We start from the raw sequence: 15,819 nt of genomic DNA, 5'->3' as shown, positions 1-15,819 counted from the left end.
CTTCGCTTGGCGTGAGCGGTGGCCGGCCCGCGGGTCAGCCGATCAGCAGGGAGGCCGGCAGCAGGAGCGTGCCGGTGCAGAAGGCGATCAGACCGGTGCGGATCCACTGGTGCTTACGCCAGGCGATCCGGCTCGTCTCGGTGAGCGCCGTGGTCAGGGCGGACACGGGGTCGGCCTCGGTGTCGGCCAGCGCGGCGTCCAGCCGGCCTGCCCGTACGGCCCGCTGGATGTCGCCGAAGTACGACAGGGGCATGCCCGGTGACCAGGTCCCGCCGCGGTAGCGGGGCAGTACGGCCAGGAGCAGCGCGAACAGGGACAGGGCGAGGGAGAGGATCCCCGCCCACCACACTGCGGCGCCGGTGGCCGCGAGGGTGTCCGGTGACCAGTCCCGGCCCGCGAGAAGACCGCTGAACACGCCCGCGGTGATGCCGAGTGCGGCGACCAGGACGGCGGCCTTGCTGTCCGCGCGGGCGATCTCGGTCCGCAGGTCCGCGAGCAGCCGCTCGCACAGTTGCGCACGGTGCGTGGAGGGCTGCGGTGAGGTGGGTGCGGGACCGGGTGCCGGCGGGGAGGCGGGGCCGGGGTCGGGGACGCCCGTGGCCGGGGTGGGGCCCGGGTCGACCGTCGTCATCGGCCGGACCCCTCCGGCGCGGACCCGCCCTGGTCGCCTTCGGCGGGCGTGGGCGGCGCCGCGGCCTGCTCCGGCGGTGCGGTCGGGGTGGTCCCGTACCCGGGAGGCGGTTGCCAGGCGGGCGTGGCGTGGTGGGGCGGGTACGCCGGCGGGGAGGGGACGGGTGGCACGGGCGGTGCGGGGTGCTGCGGAAACGTTCCGGGCACGATCGGCGTGGGGTACGGCGTGTGCATGGGGTACGGCGTGTACGGCGGCGGGGTGTACGGCGGCGGGGGGTGAGGCAGGGGAGTCGCGGCGGGGCCGGTGGGCGGTTCGGGCGGTGCCATGGCCGGCGCGGCGGCCGGGGGAGCCGACCCGGGAGGCCCGGGTACGGGGCTCGGACGCGGTGTCGCGTCCGGCGAGGGCGCTGCGGGAGCGCCGCCGTCCGCTGCGGGCCCCGCGTGCGGTGCCGTGCCCGGCGCGGGGCTGCCCGCCGGTGGGGCGTGCGGTGCGGGGGAGGGTGTGGGGGCGCCGGGCGGGGCGGGCTGGTCCGGTGGGGGGAGCAGGGGCGGGGTCTGGGGGACGCCCGGGAGACGCTGGTTGAGGATGTCGCTGACGGTGCGGAGCGCGAGCTGCTTGGGACCCTCCAGTTCGAACTTCTCGGCGCCCTCCCCGCCCAGCAGCTCCTTCACCAGGTCCATCTGCGCCTGGATCATGCGGAGCTGGTCCTCCCGCATGCTGTTCATCACGAGCCGCGAGTCCTCCGGGTGCTGGGCGAGGTGGAGCGCCCAGGACTGCACCCCGCCCTGCGACAGGTGCCACCGGTAGAACTCGATCTTCTTCGCCTCGACCTCCTGCAGCTCCAGCATCTGCTCGCCCTGGAGCATCGCCCGCTCGTGCTGCCAGCGCTGCTGCTGCATGGCCAGCTCCTGCTGCTGGTGTCCGTACTTCATGGCCCGGGCGGCCTGCAGCGCGTCCTGCTGCCGGTAGCGGTGATCCATCTCGACGTCGACCCGCATGCCCTGCTGCGCCGCGCGGATCTGCTCCGCCGCGGAGTGGTCGATCGACTGGAGGCGGTGCTGATGGTCGATGTTCGCCTGGTCACGGCGCAGCCGCAGGGTCCAGGTCACCTGGAGTCCCGCGGACGCGCCGAGCGGACCGCCGGCGGTGACCGCGCGCAGCAGCTCCTGCTCGGCACGCCCGCTGTCGGCGACGGCGAAGCGCCGCGTGACCGGCCGCGCGGCCTGCTGCAGCTCGCCGAGCAGCAGCGCGGGCACGTCCCTGATGCCGCTCGCCACGAATTGCGCCGGGTCCAGCACCTGCCAGGAGACGTCCACCTCGGCGGTGAACTCGAACGCGTCGTTCTCGCTGGGCAGTGCGAGGGTGTCCGTGAAGGGATGGACACCCATGTCCACCTCGTACACGGCGGTGTACCGGCGGGAGGCGATCTCGCCGCGGGTCGGCCGTCCGGGCGGCGGGTACGCCTCGTAGCCGCCCTTCGGGGTGGAGAAGACCAGCGCGTGGTCGATGCGGACCACGTGCTTCAGCGACAGCTCGAAGCGCGACAGCCGGCGCACGGTGAGGACCGGGTCGATCAGCCGGGTGTGGCGGTCGGCCGGCTGCTGCCACTCGGGCGGGCGGTGGAAGGTGGGCATGGCGTGTCCTTCGTCAGCGCGGTGGAAGCGTGCTCAGCAGGCGGGCGGCGACCGGCGGCGGGGGGTTTCCGTCCTCGCCGGGCATGGTGCGCAGCAGATGGCTCAGCCGCTGGTGTTCGGTCGGGGTGGTGACGAGTCCGGGCAGGAGCGCGGCGAGCGCCCATTCGGTGGCCGTGGAACGGTCGGCGATCAGGACCCAGTCCCGCATCACCTCCAGCGCGTGCCGGCTGTGGTGCGGGTCGCCGAGGGCCTCCCGCCACAGGTGCGCGATGCCGCGGGCGGCGCGGTCGTCGTCCGTCGCCGCGCGGGCGTACCAGGTCAGGACGAGCGGCGTGCCGTACCGCTCCTCGCCCTCGGTGCGGCCGCAGGCGTTGACGAAACCGCTCAGGGCCAGATCGCGCACGGCCCGGTCGTCGTCGAGGCGGTCGGTGAGTTCGCCGAGGACCTCGGGGGCGGCCGAGGACAGCAGCAGCAGCTCCACGGCTTCGGCCAGTTCCCGCGCCGTATCCCGGTCGAAGTCGTCCGGATCGGCGAAGCGCTCGTACAGCCGGCGGGCCGCGTCGCGCAGCGCGGCGAGGGCCTGCGCGGGCCGTTCCGGTCCGATCAGCGCGTACGCGCGGACCGCGACCCAGCGCAGCCGCCGGTCCTCGTGGGTCGACCAGGTGTCGAGGATGCGCGGGATGCTGGGGGTGCCGATGTGGTGGGCCAGGGTGAGCGAGTTGACCGCGACGAGCCGGTGCCGGAACCGGTTGGAGGTGGCCCACGGCTCGATGACCAGCGCCATCGCGGAAGGCAGGTCGGTACGGGCGAGGACGGCGACGGTGGACGCGGCCCGGGTGCGGACCAGGGGCCGTCCGTCGTCGGCGAGCCGGCGCAGCCAGGCGATCAGCGCCGGCCGGGCGGACGGATGGCCGGTCCACACCTCCCGCAGCAGCACCAGCGGGGTCCGCTCGTCGGCGAACGCCGCCTTCGACTGCGTCACCGGCCCCCACTCGGTGTGCTCCTCGCCCTCGTAGCGCTCGGCGCGCGCCAGTTGCAGGCGCTTGCCGATGTGGGTGCCGAACACGGGGACCTTGGGGGAGCGGGTGGGATCGTCGGTCTTCTGGAGGAACCGGTACAGCAGGTCGCTGAGTTCGGCGGTGAGCGCGTACGGGCCGTCGTCGAAGGCGGCGAGCGCGACGAGGAACGCCTTGTCGCGCAGGTGGATCGCCGTCTCGTCCTCCTCGAACCACTCCTGGACCTGGTTCTCCAGCGACACGAGCGAGAAGTCGCCGACGGCCCGTTCGGTGACCTCTCCGGCGGCGTACCGGCCGAGCAGCTGAGCGAACGCGGCCACCTCGCGGAGCTGGTGACCGTGGTCCAGGAACTCCTTGACGGCCGGCAGACCGAGCAGCCGCCCGGCGGTCTCCGCGTCGGCGTGGACGCGCAGATGCGCGGCGAGCACGTCGGCGGCCACCGGCGGCTTCCACTCCGCCGCGGACACGTCGTCCTCCAGTACGGCGGTGGGGCCGACGGTGACGACGAGGTAGGCGTCGTGCTCGGCGAGCCGGTCCCGGGCGGCCAGCAGATGCGTCTCGCGCAGCGCGTCGCCGCGCCGGGTCGCCACGTCGCACAGCACGTACCCGCGGGCGCGCCCGGTGTCGGCGGCGCCGTCGCCGGGCGCGGGAGCCGTGACGCGGTCGGCCAGCGCGCCGGGTGCGGTGTCGCGGTCCAGCGCCTGCACCGGTCCGGCGCCGAGCCGGTGCAGCAGCATCAGGGCGGCCGTGCGGCGGCCGGTGAAGCGGGCGCCGGACAGGACCAGTACGCGCTCGCGGCGCAGCCGGTCCAGCAGGGCGGCGACGGTGTCCCCGTCGGCGACGAAGGACGCGGCGAGCCGCTCCAGGGTGGCGCGGGGGATCTCCCCGGACGCGGCGGCGGACGCGGAGAGCCCCGGGAACGACCAGTGGTGGATCTCCGTCTTGCTGCCCATGATCACGTCGCCGGTGACGTTGCCGCCGGAGACGCCGTGCTGGTCGCCGCCGGTGTAGCCGCCGCCGAAACGGGCGCGGGAGCCGACGTTCATGGTGCGGGGGCTGTGGTCGACCAGGTCGCGCCGGGCGGACCAGGCCGTCTGCGGCTGGTCCTGCTCCTCGGGCTGCTCGGTGCCGCCGGCCTCGCGGGCCTCGTCCTGCGCGGCCTCGCCCGGGTCGGCGGCCGTGCCCCCGCCCTGGGCGTCGGCGGGTGGCTCCTGGCCGCTCACGGCCGCTCACCCCGGTCGGTGCTGCCGCCCATGATCACGTCGCCGGTGACGTTGCCGCCGGAGACGCCGTGCTGGTCGCCGGCCACGTAGCCGCCGCCGAAGCTCACCGTGCCGCCGGTGACGTGCAGGACCGCGCCCGGCGCCGGGGCTCCCCGGTCTCCGGCCGGCGCCGGGCCGCCCTCCTGCCGGCCGCCGGATTCCGCGTGGCCCCGCGGGTGGGCGGTGGTCGGCGCCGGGCGGTCCCCCGATCCGCCCGGCGCCTCCTCCCCCCGCTCACCATGGTCCTTCGTGGCCCTGCCCCGGCCGTGCTCCGACGCGGGCACCGGCCCGTGCAGCCACGCCGTCAGCGGGCCGTTCTTGCTGTCCACCGTCACCGCGTGGAAGTCCGCCGCCGGGATACCGGGATGGTCGTGCCGTACGACCCCGGCGTACAGGGCGTCCGAGACGCACAGGGCGAGGTCGTCGGCGCGCTCCCGCAGGGCGGAGCGGAGCAGCCGCGCGTCGAGCAGCCGGCAGGCGTGGTTCAGGTCGGAGCCGACCCATCCGTCGTGCCGGTCGACGGCCACGTAGCCGGTGGCGAGGACGCCGCGCAGCCGGATCTGCGCCGAGCGGGACGCCATCCGGTTCACCGCCCGCAACTGGCTGGGCACCTCGGTGAGCAGGGCCCGCAGCAGCGCCGTGACCGGGGCGTTCGCGTCGATCAGCTCCATCACGGCGTCCCCGCGGTCGGCCCGCAGGCGCAGCGTCTCGTCGATGCCCGCGGCCTCCAGCGCGCGGTCGGTGACGTCGTAGAGCATGCGCCGCAGGTAGGCCTGCTCGACGTCGTCCCGGTCGCTGTACCTCTCGATGTCCAGCAGCAGGATCGTGCGGCTCACGGGGTCGGTCATGGTCGTCCTTCGAAGCGGTGGGGGATGGCCGTGCAGAGCAGCAGAGTGGCGGGAGCGGTGCGTGATGCGTGAGGGCGTATGACCCAGTGGAACTGTGAACGGGTACACACAACGGGGGCGCCCCGGCCTCCGGCGGGATGGTCGCGGGCCCGCCGGCGCGGGCGGTCCGCCGTGCGGCCGGGACGCCTGCGGTCCGGGGCACGGCTGCCGGGCTCCCGGGACGCGAGTGCCGCGGGCCGCGGGGACGACCGGACCGGGCCGCGGGGGACCGCGCGGGGGTGCCGCTACCCGGCGCTCCCCGGCCGCGCCGTCCCGTCCTCCGCGGGGGCCCGCCGCGGGGACGGGACGCAGGGGCCCGGCTGGTCCGTGGCGGCGATGCGGCGCAGGACGTCGGGGCGGATGATGAGCAGGGTGCGGCGGCCCGTGGAGACCGCGTCCCGCTCGCGCAGCTCCCGCAGCAGCCGTTGCACCATCTCCCGGGAGGCGCCCACCGACCCCGCCAGCTCCTGCTTGCTGAGCGGGACGGAGAGTTCGATGCCGCCGGCGGTGCGGAGGCCGTGGCTGCGGGCCAGGTCCAGCAGCAGCACCGCGAAACGCTGGCGCACGTTCATCGACGCGAACTCCAGGCGCCGCCGGTCGGCCGCCCGGGTACGGTCCGCCGTGAGGCCCAGCAGGGCGAACGACACGGCGGGGGAGCGGCCCAGAAAGGTCTTGAAGCGCTCGTGCTCCACGGCCACCGCCCGCACCGGTTCCAGCGCGGTCACCGTCGCCGCCCGGGGACGCCCGGTCAGCGCGGCCGACTCGCCGACCACGTCGCCCGCTCCGCGCAGGGCGAGCAGCGCCTCGTACCCGTTGGCCGCCGCCGCCGTGACCTTCGTCCAGCCCTGCACCAGGAACAGCACGTGCGACGACGGCTCCAGCTGGTGCAGCAGAGCGGCACGCGGCGCGAAGCGCAGCTCCCGGCCCAGCGAGAGCAGCGCGGTGCGGTCCTGGCTCTCCAGGCGTGCCAGGAAGGGCACCCGGTCCTCCAGGCCCCCGTCGTCCGGTCCGTGCGGCGTCGGCTTCATCAGGTGGACCCCCGTTCGTCTACGGCGGACGGATCAAAGTACTGAGCACGGCCCCCGGCAAGGACGGGAACCGGCCAAGTCGTGACCGACGCGTACGAGGGGCAGGACCGGTCCGGTGAAGGCCGTGGACACAGTGGGCAAGTCCGGCGTGTCGGGCCGCGCTCCATTTGTTTTGACCGGAGTCCGTGAGGTAGGTACGCTCAGACCTTGTGCCTGGGGTGTGCCCTGGCCCTCGTGCGTGCCCATCACACCGCACCGGGGGCTGAGAAACGGCCACCGCAATCCGCGCTTCCTTCTGCCTTCCGGTGGAAGTCCGCGGTATTCGACACACCCGACCGCGTGGGTCGGAGATGTTCCAGGTTAGCTGTACCTATCGGCACACAGAAACCGGAGAAGTAGTGCCTACGATCCAGCAGCTGGTCCGTAAGGGCCGGCAGGACAAGGTCGAGAAGAACAAGACGCCCGCACTCGAGGGTTCTCCTCAGCGTCGTGGCGTCTGCACGCGTGTGTTCACGACCACCCCGAAGAAGCCGAACTCGGCCCTGCGTAAGGTCGCGCGTGTGCGTCTGACCAGCGGGATCGAGGTCACCGCTTACATTCCGGGTGAGGGACACAACCTGCAGGAGCACTCCATCGTGCTCGTGCGCGGCGGCCGTGTGAAGGACCTGCCGGGTGTTCGCTACAAGATCATCCGCGGCTCGCTCGACACCCAGGGTGTCAAGAACCGCAAGCAGGCTCGCAGCCGTTACGGCGCCAAGAAGGAGAAGTAAGAATGCCTCGTAAGGGCCCCGCCCCGAAGCGCCCGGTCATCATCGACCCGGTCTACGGTTCTCCTCTGGTGACGTCGCTCATCAACAAGGTGCTGCTGAACGGCAAGCGCTCCACCGCCGAGCGCATCGTCTACGGCGCCATGGAAGGTCTGCGTGAGAAGACGGGCAACGACCCGATCATCACGCTGAAGCGCGCGCTGGAGAACATCAAGCCGACCCTCGAGGTCAAGTCCCGCCGTGTCGGTGGTGCGACGTACCAGGTCCCGATCGAGGTCAAGCCCGGTCGTGCCAACACGCTCGCGCTGCGCTGGCTGGTCGGTTACTCCCGCGCCCGTCGCGAGAAGACCATGACCGAGCGTCTGCTCAACGAACTTCTCGACGCCTCCAACGGCCTCGGCGCCGCTGTGAAGAAGCGCGAGGACACGCACAAGATGGCCGAGTCCAACAAGGCCTTCGCGCACTACCGCTGGTAGTCGCAGTCCACATCGAGACCGAGAGAAGACTGAAGCCTTATGGCTACCACTTCGCTTGACCTGGCCAGGGTCCGCAACATCGGGATCATGGCCCACATCGACGCGGGCAAGACGACCACCACCGAGCGGATCCTGTTCTACACCGGCGTGTCGTACAAGATCGGTGAGGTCCACGACGGCGCCGCCACCATGGACTGGATGGAGCAGGAGCAGGAGCGTGGCATCACGATCACGTCTGCTGCGACCACCTGCCACTGGCCGCTCGAGGACAACGACTACACGATCAACATCATCGACACCCCGGGGCACGTCGACTTCACCGTCGAGGTGGAGCGCTCCCTGCGCGTGCTCGACGGTGCCGTGACCGTGTTCGACGGTGTCGCCGGTGTCGAGCCGCAGTCCGAGACGGTGTGGCGTCAGGCCGACCGTTACGGCGTGCCGCGCATCTGCTTCGTGAACAAGCTGGACCGCACCGGCGCCGAGTTCCACCGCTGCGTGGAGATGATCTCGGACCGTCTGGGTGCCCAGCCGCTCGTCATGCAGCTTCCGATCGGCGCCGAGGCCGACTTCAAGGGCGTCGTGGACCTGGTCCGCATGAAGGCGCTCGTGTGGTCCGCCGAGGCCGCCAAGGGCGAGATGTACGACGTCGTCGACATCCCGGCCACGCACACCGAGGCCGCCGAGGAGTGGCGCGGCAAGCTGGTCGAGGCCGTCGCCGAGAACGACGAAGAGATCATGGAGCTGTACCTGGAGGGCCAGGAGCCCACCGAGGAGCAGCTGTACGCCGCGATCCGTCGCATCACGATCGCCTCCGGCAAGTCCAGCGACACCACGGTCACCCCGGTGTTCTGCGGCACCGCGTTCAAGAACAAGGGCGTCCAGCCCCTGCTCGACGCGGTCGTGCGCTACCTGCCGACCCCGCTCGACGTCGAGGCCATCGAGGGCCACGACGTCAAGGACCCCGAGGTCGTCGTCCGGCGCAAGCCGTCCGAGGACGAGCCCCTCGCCGCCCTCGCGTTCAAGATCATGAGCGACCCGCACCTCGGCAAGCTCACCTTCGTCCGGGTCTACTCGGGCCGCCTGGAGTCCGGCACCGCGGTGCTGAACTCCGTCAAGGGCAAGAAGGAGCGCATCGGCAAGATCTACCGCATGCACGCCAACAAGCGTGAGGAGATCGACTCGGTGGGCGCCGGCGACATCGTCGCCGTCATGGGCCTGAAGCAGACCACCACCGGTGAGACGCTGTCCGACGACAAGAACCCGGTGATCCTGGAGTCCATGGACTTCCCGGCGCCGGTCATCCAGGTCGCCATCGAGCCCAAGTCGAAGGGCGACCAGGAGAAGCTGGGCGTCGCGATCCAGCGCCTGGCCGAGGAGGACCCGTCCTTCCAGGTCCACTCGGACGAGGAGACGGGCCAGACCATCATCGGCGGTATGGGCGAGCTGCACCTCGAGGTGCTGGTCGACCGCATGCGCCGTGAGTTCAAGGTCGAGGCCAACGTCGGCAAGCCGCAGGTCGCCTACCGTGAGACGATCCGCAAGGCCGTCGAGCGCGTGGACTACACCCACAAGAAGCAGACCGGTGGTACCGGTCAGTTCGCCAAGGTGCAGATCGCGATCGAGCCGATCGAGGGCGGCGACGCCTCGTACGAGTTCGTGAACAAGGTGACCGGTGGCCGCATCCCGAAGGAGTACATCCCTTCGGTGGACGCCGGTGCCCAGGAGGCCATGCAGTTCGGCATCCTGGCCGGCTACGAGATGACGGGCGTCCGCGTCACGCTCATCGACGGCGGCTACCACGAGGTCGACTCCTCCGAGCTCGCGTTCAAGATCGCCGGTTCGCAGGCCTTCAAGGAGGCCGCGCGCAAGGCTTCGCCCGTGCTCCTGGAGCCGATGATGGCCGTCGAGGTCACCACGCCCGAGGACTACATGGGTGAGGTCATCGGCGACATCAACTCCCGCCGTGGCCAGATCCAGGCCATGGAGGAGCGGGCGGGTGCCCGCGTCGTGAAGGGGCTCGTGCCCCTTTCGGAGATGTTCGGTTACGTCGGCGACCTGCGCAGCAAGACGTCCGGCCGGGCCAGCTACTCCATGCAGTTCGACTCCTACGCCGAGGTTCCCCGGAACGTCGCCGAGGAGATCATCGCGAAGGCCAAGGGCGAGTAACGGACTCCGTTCACACGCTTTAGGCTTGACCCCGGAGCCTGCAAGGGGCGTTCCGCCACCCTCGTGGTGGAATGTCCCGGGTCCGGGTTTCCCAGCAAAGATCACCTGGCGCCGATGAGCAAGGCGTACCAGAACCACTCTCAGGAGGACCCCCGTGGCGAAGGCGAAGTTCGAGCGGACTAAGCCGCACGTCAACATCGGCACCATCGGTCACATCGACCACGGTAAGACGACCCTCACGGCCGCCATTACCAAGGTGCTGCACGACGCGTACCCGGACCTGAACGAGGCCTCGGCCTTCGACCAGATCGACAAGGCTCCCGAAGAGCGCCAGCGCGGTATCACCATCTCCATCGCGCACGTCGAGTACCAGACCGAGACGCGTCACTACGCCCACGTCGACTGCCCCGGTCACGCGGACTACATCAAGAACATGATCACGGGTGCGGCGCAGATGGACGGCGCCATCCTCGTGGTCGCCGCCACCGACGGCCCGATGCCGCAGACCAAGGAGCACGTGCTCCTGGCCCGCCAGGTCGGCGTCCCCTACATCGTCGTCGCCCTCAACAAGGCCGACATGGTGGACGACGAGGAGATCCTGGAGCTCGTCGAGCTCGAGGTCCGTGAGCTGCTCTCCGAGTACGAGTTCCCGGGCGACGACCTGCCGGTCGTCAAGGTCTCGGCGCTCAAGGCCCTCGAGGGCGACAAGGAGTGGGGCCAGACCGTTCTCGACCTGATGAAGGCCGTGGACGAGAACATCCCGCAGCCCGAGCGTGACGTCGACAAGCCGTTCCTCATGCCGATCGAGGACGTCTTCACGATCACCGGTCGCGGTACGGTCGTCACCGGCCGTATCGAGCGTGGTGTCCTCAAGGTCAACGAGACCGTCGACATCGTGGGCATCAAGCAGGAGAAGACCACCACCACGGTCACCGGCATCGAGATGTTCCGCAAGCTGCTCGACGAGGGCCAGGCCGGTGAGAACGTCGGTCTGCTCCTCCGTGGCATCAAGCGCGAGGACGTCGAGCGCGGCCAGGTCATCATCAAGCCGGGCTCGGTCACCCCGCACACCGAGTTCGAGGCCCAGGCCTACATCCTGTCGAAGGACGAGGGTGGCCGTCACACCCCCTTCTTCAACAACTACCGCCCGCAGTTCTACTTCCGTACGACGGACGTGACCGGCGTCGTGACCCTCCCCGAGGGCACCGAGATGGTCATGCCGGGTGACAACACCGAGATGAAGGTGGAGCTCATCCAGCCCGTCGCCATGGAGGAGGGCCTGAAGTTCGCCATCCGTGAGGGTGGCCGGACCGTGGGCGCCGGCCAGGTCACCAAGATCAACAAGTGAGCTTGCTGATCTGACCTGGTAGCTCGCTCGCGAGCACCTGGCACCTGAAGGGGCCCGCACGACTTCGGTCGTGCGGGCCCTTTCGCTGTGCGGGGTGCGGGGGCGTCGACATCGGCGCCGAAGGCGTCACCCGGTCGAGGGGATGTCGCGTCATATGAGCCCGGTGCATGCCGTCCCGACCGTAGCTTCGCCGCATGGTCAGCTCATCCCATGAGGCTGGCGGCGAAAGGCCCGCCGGCCGACGACGAGAACACCGCGGGCACCTTCATCGAACTCACGGAACAAGGCCTCGGCCGGGGTGGGGAGGTGACGGACGAGGACCGGGAACGCATCGCCGACTGTGACGACCCGGACGTGCTTGAGCTGTGGTTCACGCGGGCCGTCACGGCCACGTCCGCGGCGGAGGTCCTCGAGGAGGGGCCCGGCCGGCCGCCCCGTCCCGCAGTGGACCGGCCCCGGCGCGACCCCCGTGGAGACCCTCGGCCGGCAGGGCCACCACCACTGACACGTCCTCGTCGGGGGAGGACTTCGGCGGCGGTCCGGAGGAGGGCGGGAGGGGGGAAGCCGGGGTGCGGTACGGCGGGGAGGGCCTTGAACGCCGACGGCTCCCGGTCCCCGGTTCCCGGCTCGCGCTCACGCCCGCCGCACGGGCCCGGTTCGTGACGTACGCCTCCGGGCGCTGACGTCACCCGGCGGTCAGCGGGGGGTGGCGCAGTCCCGCGATGAGGAGTTCGACCAGCCGGCGCGGCTCGTAGCGGGGATCGCTGTCGCCGCCGATGCAGAGGTTCCCGACGCCGCGCATGAGCGCCAGGGCCTCGATGTCGGAGTGGATCTCGCCGGCGGCGACGGCGGCTTCGAGCAGTCGGGCGCAGACGGGCACCAGGCGGTCCAGGAAGTAGGCGTGCAGCGCCTCGAAGCCGGTGTCGTCGGAGCGCAGTGCGGCGGCGAGCCCGTGCTTGGTGACCAGGAAGTCGACGAACCGGCTGATCCACTGCCCCAGGGCGGCGTGCGGGCTCGCGCCGCTCTCCAGCAGGGCCGGGCCCGCCTCGGCGAGGGCGTCGACCTGGTGCCGGTAGACGGCGATGATCAGGTCCGCCCGCTTGGGGAAGTGACGGTAGATGGTGCCCAGGCCGACGCCCGCCCTGGCCGCGATGTCGCGCACCGGGGCCTCCACGCCTGACGTGACGAAGACCGCGGCGGCCGCGTCGAGCAGGGCCTCCTTGTTGCGCCGGGCGTCCTTCCGCTTGGACTCGGCCGCACGTCCCGCGCCGCCCGGGCTCCCCTCGCCGTCGCTCATCGCACCCGCTCCTTCCACGACCGCTCCCACGGCCGCTCGCACAAACCGCTCCCACGGCCGCCGGCACAACCACTCCCACGGACGCGTGCACAACCACCCTTGCAAAGCGGAACAGTGTTCCGTATTGTCGTTCCGGAACGAGGTTCCGTTTGTCCATCATGGCAGAACGGGAGCCCGCCACCAAGCCATGGGCCGGTGGCACCCCACCTCACCCACGACGAAGGAACACCTCATGCGCTACCGCTCCCTCGGCCGCACCGGAGTACAGGTCAGCACCCTCGCGCTCGGCGCGATGAACTTCGGCGCGATCGGCCGCACCACCCAGGACGAGGCCACCGCGATCGTCGACGCGGCCCTCGAAGCCGGCGTCAACCTCATCGACACCGCCGACATGTACGGCGGCGGGGAGTCGGAGGAGATGGTCGGCAAGGCCGTCGCCGGCCGCCGCGACGACATCGTGCTCGCCACCAAGGCGGGCATGCCCATGGGCGACGAGCGCAACCACCGGGGCAGCTCGCGCCGCTGGCTCGTCACCGAACTGGACAACAGCCTGCGCCGCCTCGGCGTCGACCACGTCGACCTCTACCAGATCCACCGCTGGGACCCGGAGACCGGTGACGAGGAGACCCTGTCCGCCCTGACCGACCTGCAGCGCGCGGGGAAGATCCGCTACTTCGGCTCCTCCACCTTCCCCGCCTACCGCATCGTGCAGGCCCAGTGGGCCGCCCGCGAGCACCGCCTGAGCCGCTACGTCACCGAACAGCCCAGCTACTCCATCCTGCAGCGCGGCATCGAGGCCCACGTCCTGCCCGTGGCCGAGGAGTACGGCCTCGGCGTGCTGGCGTGGAGCCCGCTGGCCTCGGGCTGGCTGTCGGGCGCCGTCCGCAGGGGCCGGGACATCACCACCCACCGGTCGGGGATCCTGCCGGAGCGCTTCGACACTGCCCTCCCCGCCAACCGGGCCCGGCTCGACGCTGTCGAGCAGCTCGCCGAGGTCGCCGACGAGGCGGGCCTGACCATGATCCAGCTGGCGCTCGGCTTCGTGACCGCGCATCCCGCCGTGACCGGCGCGCTCATCGGTCCCCGCACCCTGGACCACCTGCGCGCGCAACTCGCCGCCGCGGACACCGTGCTCTCCGCCGATGTCCTCGACGCGATCGACGCGATCGTCGCCCCCGGTGCCGACCTGGCCGCGCACGAGAAGTTCGACACCCCGCCCGCGCTGCTCGACCCGTCGCTGCGGCGCCGCTGACCGTCCGGGGGAGCCCCGGACGTACCGAGCCACCCGAAAGGGCAACCAGCCCGTGCACCCCGCACCCCGACCCCGTTTCGGGATCAGGACCGCCCCCTCGCAGGTCGACTACCGGGACGTCCTGCGCGTATGGCAGGAGGCGGACGCCGTCCCGGAGATCGAGCACGCGGCACACGGCCTGCCCTTCCACGACACCGCGCACGCCGTGGAGAGCCTCGCCGAAGCCTGCACGGTGATCCGGCGGCTGTGGACGGAGACGGAACCGTTCGACTTCCACGGCGCCCGCCACCACCTCACCGGGGCGTTCGGCAGCCCCAAACCCGTCCAGCGACCGCACCCGCCGATCCTCATCGGCGGACGCTCGTCCGCGACCCTGCGCGTGGTCGCCGAACACGCCGACCTGTGGAACATCCCGGGCGGCGGCGACATCGACGACCTGACCCGGCGCAGCGCCCTGCTGGACCGCTACTGCGCCGAGGCCGGCCGGGACCCGGCCTCGGTCGTCCGCTCGATCCACCTGCCCGTCTCCTACGACCGCCCCGGCGTCACCCGGGACGCGATCGGGGAGGCGGTGGACGCCGGGTTCCGGCACATCGTCCTCGGGCTGCCGGGGCCGTATCCGGACGGTGTCGCGCGGTGGGCCGCCGACGAGATCGTCCGGCCGTCGGTCTGAGGGCGGCCGGCGTCCCGAATCCGTGCACGGGTATTGACGTGGCGTCCGGCCGGATCCTACCGTCCGCCCATCCCTAATGTTTCGGATCTACTTTCGAAACATTCGACACCGGATGACGTCGACGGAATGAGGCTCCCCGCATGAGACCCGCTCGCTTCGCCACGGTGGCCCTCGCCACCGCCGCCCTCTCCCTCCCGCTCACGGCGGTGGCCACAGCCGGCCCCTCGGGCGACCGCGGCGCGGCGGCGCAGGCCGCCCCGCACTCCCACGCCGCGTCCGACCGGCTGCGCTCGGCCGCTCCGGAGGGCTTCGTCGTGGGCACCGCCGCGGCAGGCGGCGGCCACCACCTGGAGCAGGACTACCCGGACCCCTTCACGTACGACAGGGAGTACCGGAAGGTCCTGGGACGCCAGTTCAGCTCGGTCTCCCCCGAGAACCAGATGAAGTGGGACCACATCCATCCCGAGCGGGACCGCTACGACTTCGCACAGGCCGACGCGATCGTCGAGTTCGCCCGGCGCAACAAGCAGGTCGTACGCGGTCACACCCTGCTGTGGCACAGCCAGAACCCGGCGTGGCTGGAGGAGGGCGACTTCTCGAAGGAGGAGCTGCGCGCCGTCCTGCGCGAGCACGTCACCACCGTCGTCGGCCGCTACGCCGGCCGGATCCAGCAGTGGGACGTCGCCAACGAGATCTTCGACGACCAGGGCGACCTGCGCACCCAGGACAACATCTGGATCCGCGAGCTGGGGCCGGGCATCGTCGCGGACGTCTTCCGGTGGGTCCACGAGATCGACCCGAAGGCGAAGCTGTTCTTCAACGACTACAACGTCGAGGGCGTCAACGCCAAGAGCGACGCCTACTACGCCCTCGTCCAGGACCTGCTCGCGCAGGGCGTGCCCGTGCACGGCTTCTCCGTCCAGGGGCACCTGAGCACGCGGTACGGCTTCCCGGGCGACCTGGAGGACAACCTGAGCCGGTTCGACGCGCTCGGCCTGGAGACCGCCGTCACCGAGCTGGACGTCCGCATGGACGTCCCGGAGGGCGGCGTGCCCACCGAGGAGCAGGAGCGGAAGCAGGCCGACTACTACCAGCGGACCCTGGAGGCGTGCCTGGCCGTCGACGGCTGCAACTCGTTCACCATCTGGGGCTTCACCGACAAGTACTCGTGGGTGCCGGTGTTCTTCGAGGGCGAGGGCTTCGCGAACGTCATGACCGCCGACTACACCCGCAAGCCCGCCTTCTACGCCCTGCGGGACACGCTGAGGGAGGCGGCCCGGGAGGACGACTGCAAGAAGCACGGGAAGCACCACATGCACGGGAAGGGCTGAGAACGCCCGGCAGGGCCGCCCTGACCGGGGCGGTCCTGCCGTCTTGCTCCG

General features: G+C 71.4%; 13 protein-coding genes. 7 read left to right on the top strand and 6 right to left on the bottom strand.

What is annotated here, in order from left to right:
• Window positions 1–34: 34 nt before the first annotated feature.
• From ACF07S_RS03440 to ACF07S_RS03420, 5 genes are all read right to left on the bottom strand, one after another.
• Entirely contained in the window at window positions 35–631 is a 597-nt protein-coding gene (locus ACF07S_RS03440; protein WP_391961803.1) for a Pycsar system effector family protein, read from the bottom strand.
• Window positions 628–2,265 carry a hypothetical protein gene (locus tag ACF07S_RS03435; protein WP_391973308.1) on the bottom strand — a complete coding sequence of 546 codons (1,638 nt, stop codon included), beginning with the start codon at window positions 2,263–2,265 and terminating at the stop codon, window positions 628–630. The genes ACF07S_RS03440 and ACF07S_RS03435 overlap by 4 nt, the downstream gene beginning before the upstream one ends.
• 13 nt (window positions 2,266–2,278) lie before the next feature.
• Window positions 2,279–4,504, bottom strand: coding sequence for a hypothetical protein (locus tag ACF07S_RS03430; protein ID WP_391973307.1), 2,226 nt, complete (start codon window positions 4,502–4,504; stop codon window positions 2,279–2,281).
• A complete protein-coding gene (locus ACF07S_RS03425) occupies window positions 4,501–5,391 on the bottom strand; it encodes a hypothetical protein (RefSeq protein WP_391973306.1) in 891 nt (296 codons plus the stop codon). Before ACF07S_RS03425 ends, ACF07S_RS03430 begins: the two co-directional genes overlap by 4 nt.
• Before the next feature lie 284 nt (window positions 5,392–5,675).
• The gene (locus tag ACF07S_RS03420) at window positions 5,676–6,458 is read right to left on the bottom strand and encodes a Crp/Fnr family transcriptional regulator (protein ID WP_391961799.1); all 783 of its coding nucleotides are present in this window, start codon (window positions 6,456–6,458) and stop codon (window positions 5,676–5,678) included.
• A gap of 398 nt (window positions 6,459–6,856) precedes the next feature.
• On the opposite strand from ACF07S_RS03420, the gene rpsL reads away from it, so the two are divergent.
• From rpsL to tuf, 4 genes are all read left to right on the top strand, one after another.
• Complete coding sequence (gene rpsL, locus ACF07S_RS03415; RefSeq protein WP_003948652.1) at window positions 6,857–7,228, top strand: 30S ribosomal protein S12; 372 nt, start codon at window positions 6,857–6,859, stop codon at window positions 7,226–7,228.
• A 2-nt stretch (window positions 7,229–7,230) separates the two neighbouring features.
• Window positions 7,231–7,701, top strand: coding sequence for a 30S ribosomal protein S7 (rpsG, locus tag ACF07S_RS03410; RefSeq protein WP_003992340.1), 471 nt, complete (start codon window positions 7,231–7,233; stop codon window positions 7,699–7,701).
• A gap of 39 nt (window positions 7,702–7,740) precedes the next feature.
• The gene (gene fusA, locus ACF07S_RS03405; RefSeq protein ID WP_356310444.1) at window positions 7,741–9,867 is read left to right on the top strand and encodes an elongation factor G; all 2,127 of its coding nucleotides are present in this window, start codon (window positions 7,741–7,743) and stop codon (window positions 9,865–9,867) included.
• A 154-nt stretch (window positions 9,868–10,021) separates the two neighbouring features.
• Entirely contained in the window at window positions 10,022–11,215 is a 1,194-nt protein-coding gene (tuf, locus tag ACF07S_RS03400) for an elongation factor Tu (protein ID WP_062706810.1), read from the top strand.
• Window positions 11,216–11,900: 685 nt separating this feature from the next.
• Here the strand turns inward: tuf and ACF07S_RS03395 are convergent.
• Complete coding sequence (locus tag ACF07S_RS03395) at window positions 11,901–12,512, bottom strand: TetR/AcrR family transcriptional regulator (protein ID WP_391973305.1); 612 nt, start codon at window positions 12,510–12,512, stop codon at window positions 11,901–11,903.
• A gap of 232 nt (window positions 12,513–12,744) precedes the next feature.
• Between ACF07S_RS03395 and ACF07S_RS03390 the strand changes: the two genes are divergently transcribed.
• From ACF07S_RS03390 to ACF07S_RS03380, 3 genes are all read left to right on the top strand, one after another.
• Window positions 12,745–13,764: an aldo/keto reductase gene (locus ACF07S_RS03390; RefSeq protein WP_391961797.1), complete on the top strand. Its 1,020-nt coding sequence runs from the start codon at window positions 12,745–12,747 to the stop codon at window positions 13,762–13,764.
• Between the two features lie 52 nt (window positions 13,765–13,816).
• Window positions 13,817–14,437, top strand: coding sequence for an LLM class flavin-dependent oxidoreductase (locus tag ACF07S_RS03385; RefSeq protein ID WP_391973304.1), 621 nt, complete (start codon window positions 13,817–13,819; stop codon window positions 14,435–14,437).
• A gap of 140 nt (window positions 14,438–14,577) precedes the next feature.
• Window positions 14,578–15,768 (top strand): endo-1,4-beta-xylanase, encoded by a 1,191-nt coding sequence (locus ACF07S_RS03380; RefSeq protein WP_391973303.1) that lies wholly within the window; start codon window positions 14,578–14,580, stop codon window positions 15,766–15,768.
• The last annotated feature ends 51 nt before the right edge of the window (window positions 15,769–15,819 follow it).

The organism is Streptomyces sp. NPDC016640 (assembly GCF_043076215.1).
Classification (GTDB): Bacteria; Actinomycetota; Actinomycetes; order Streptomycetales; family Streptomycetaceae; genus Streptomyces.
This window is presented reverse-complemented; position numbering and strand designations above follow the sequence as displayed.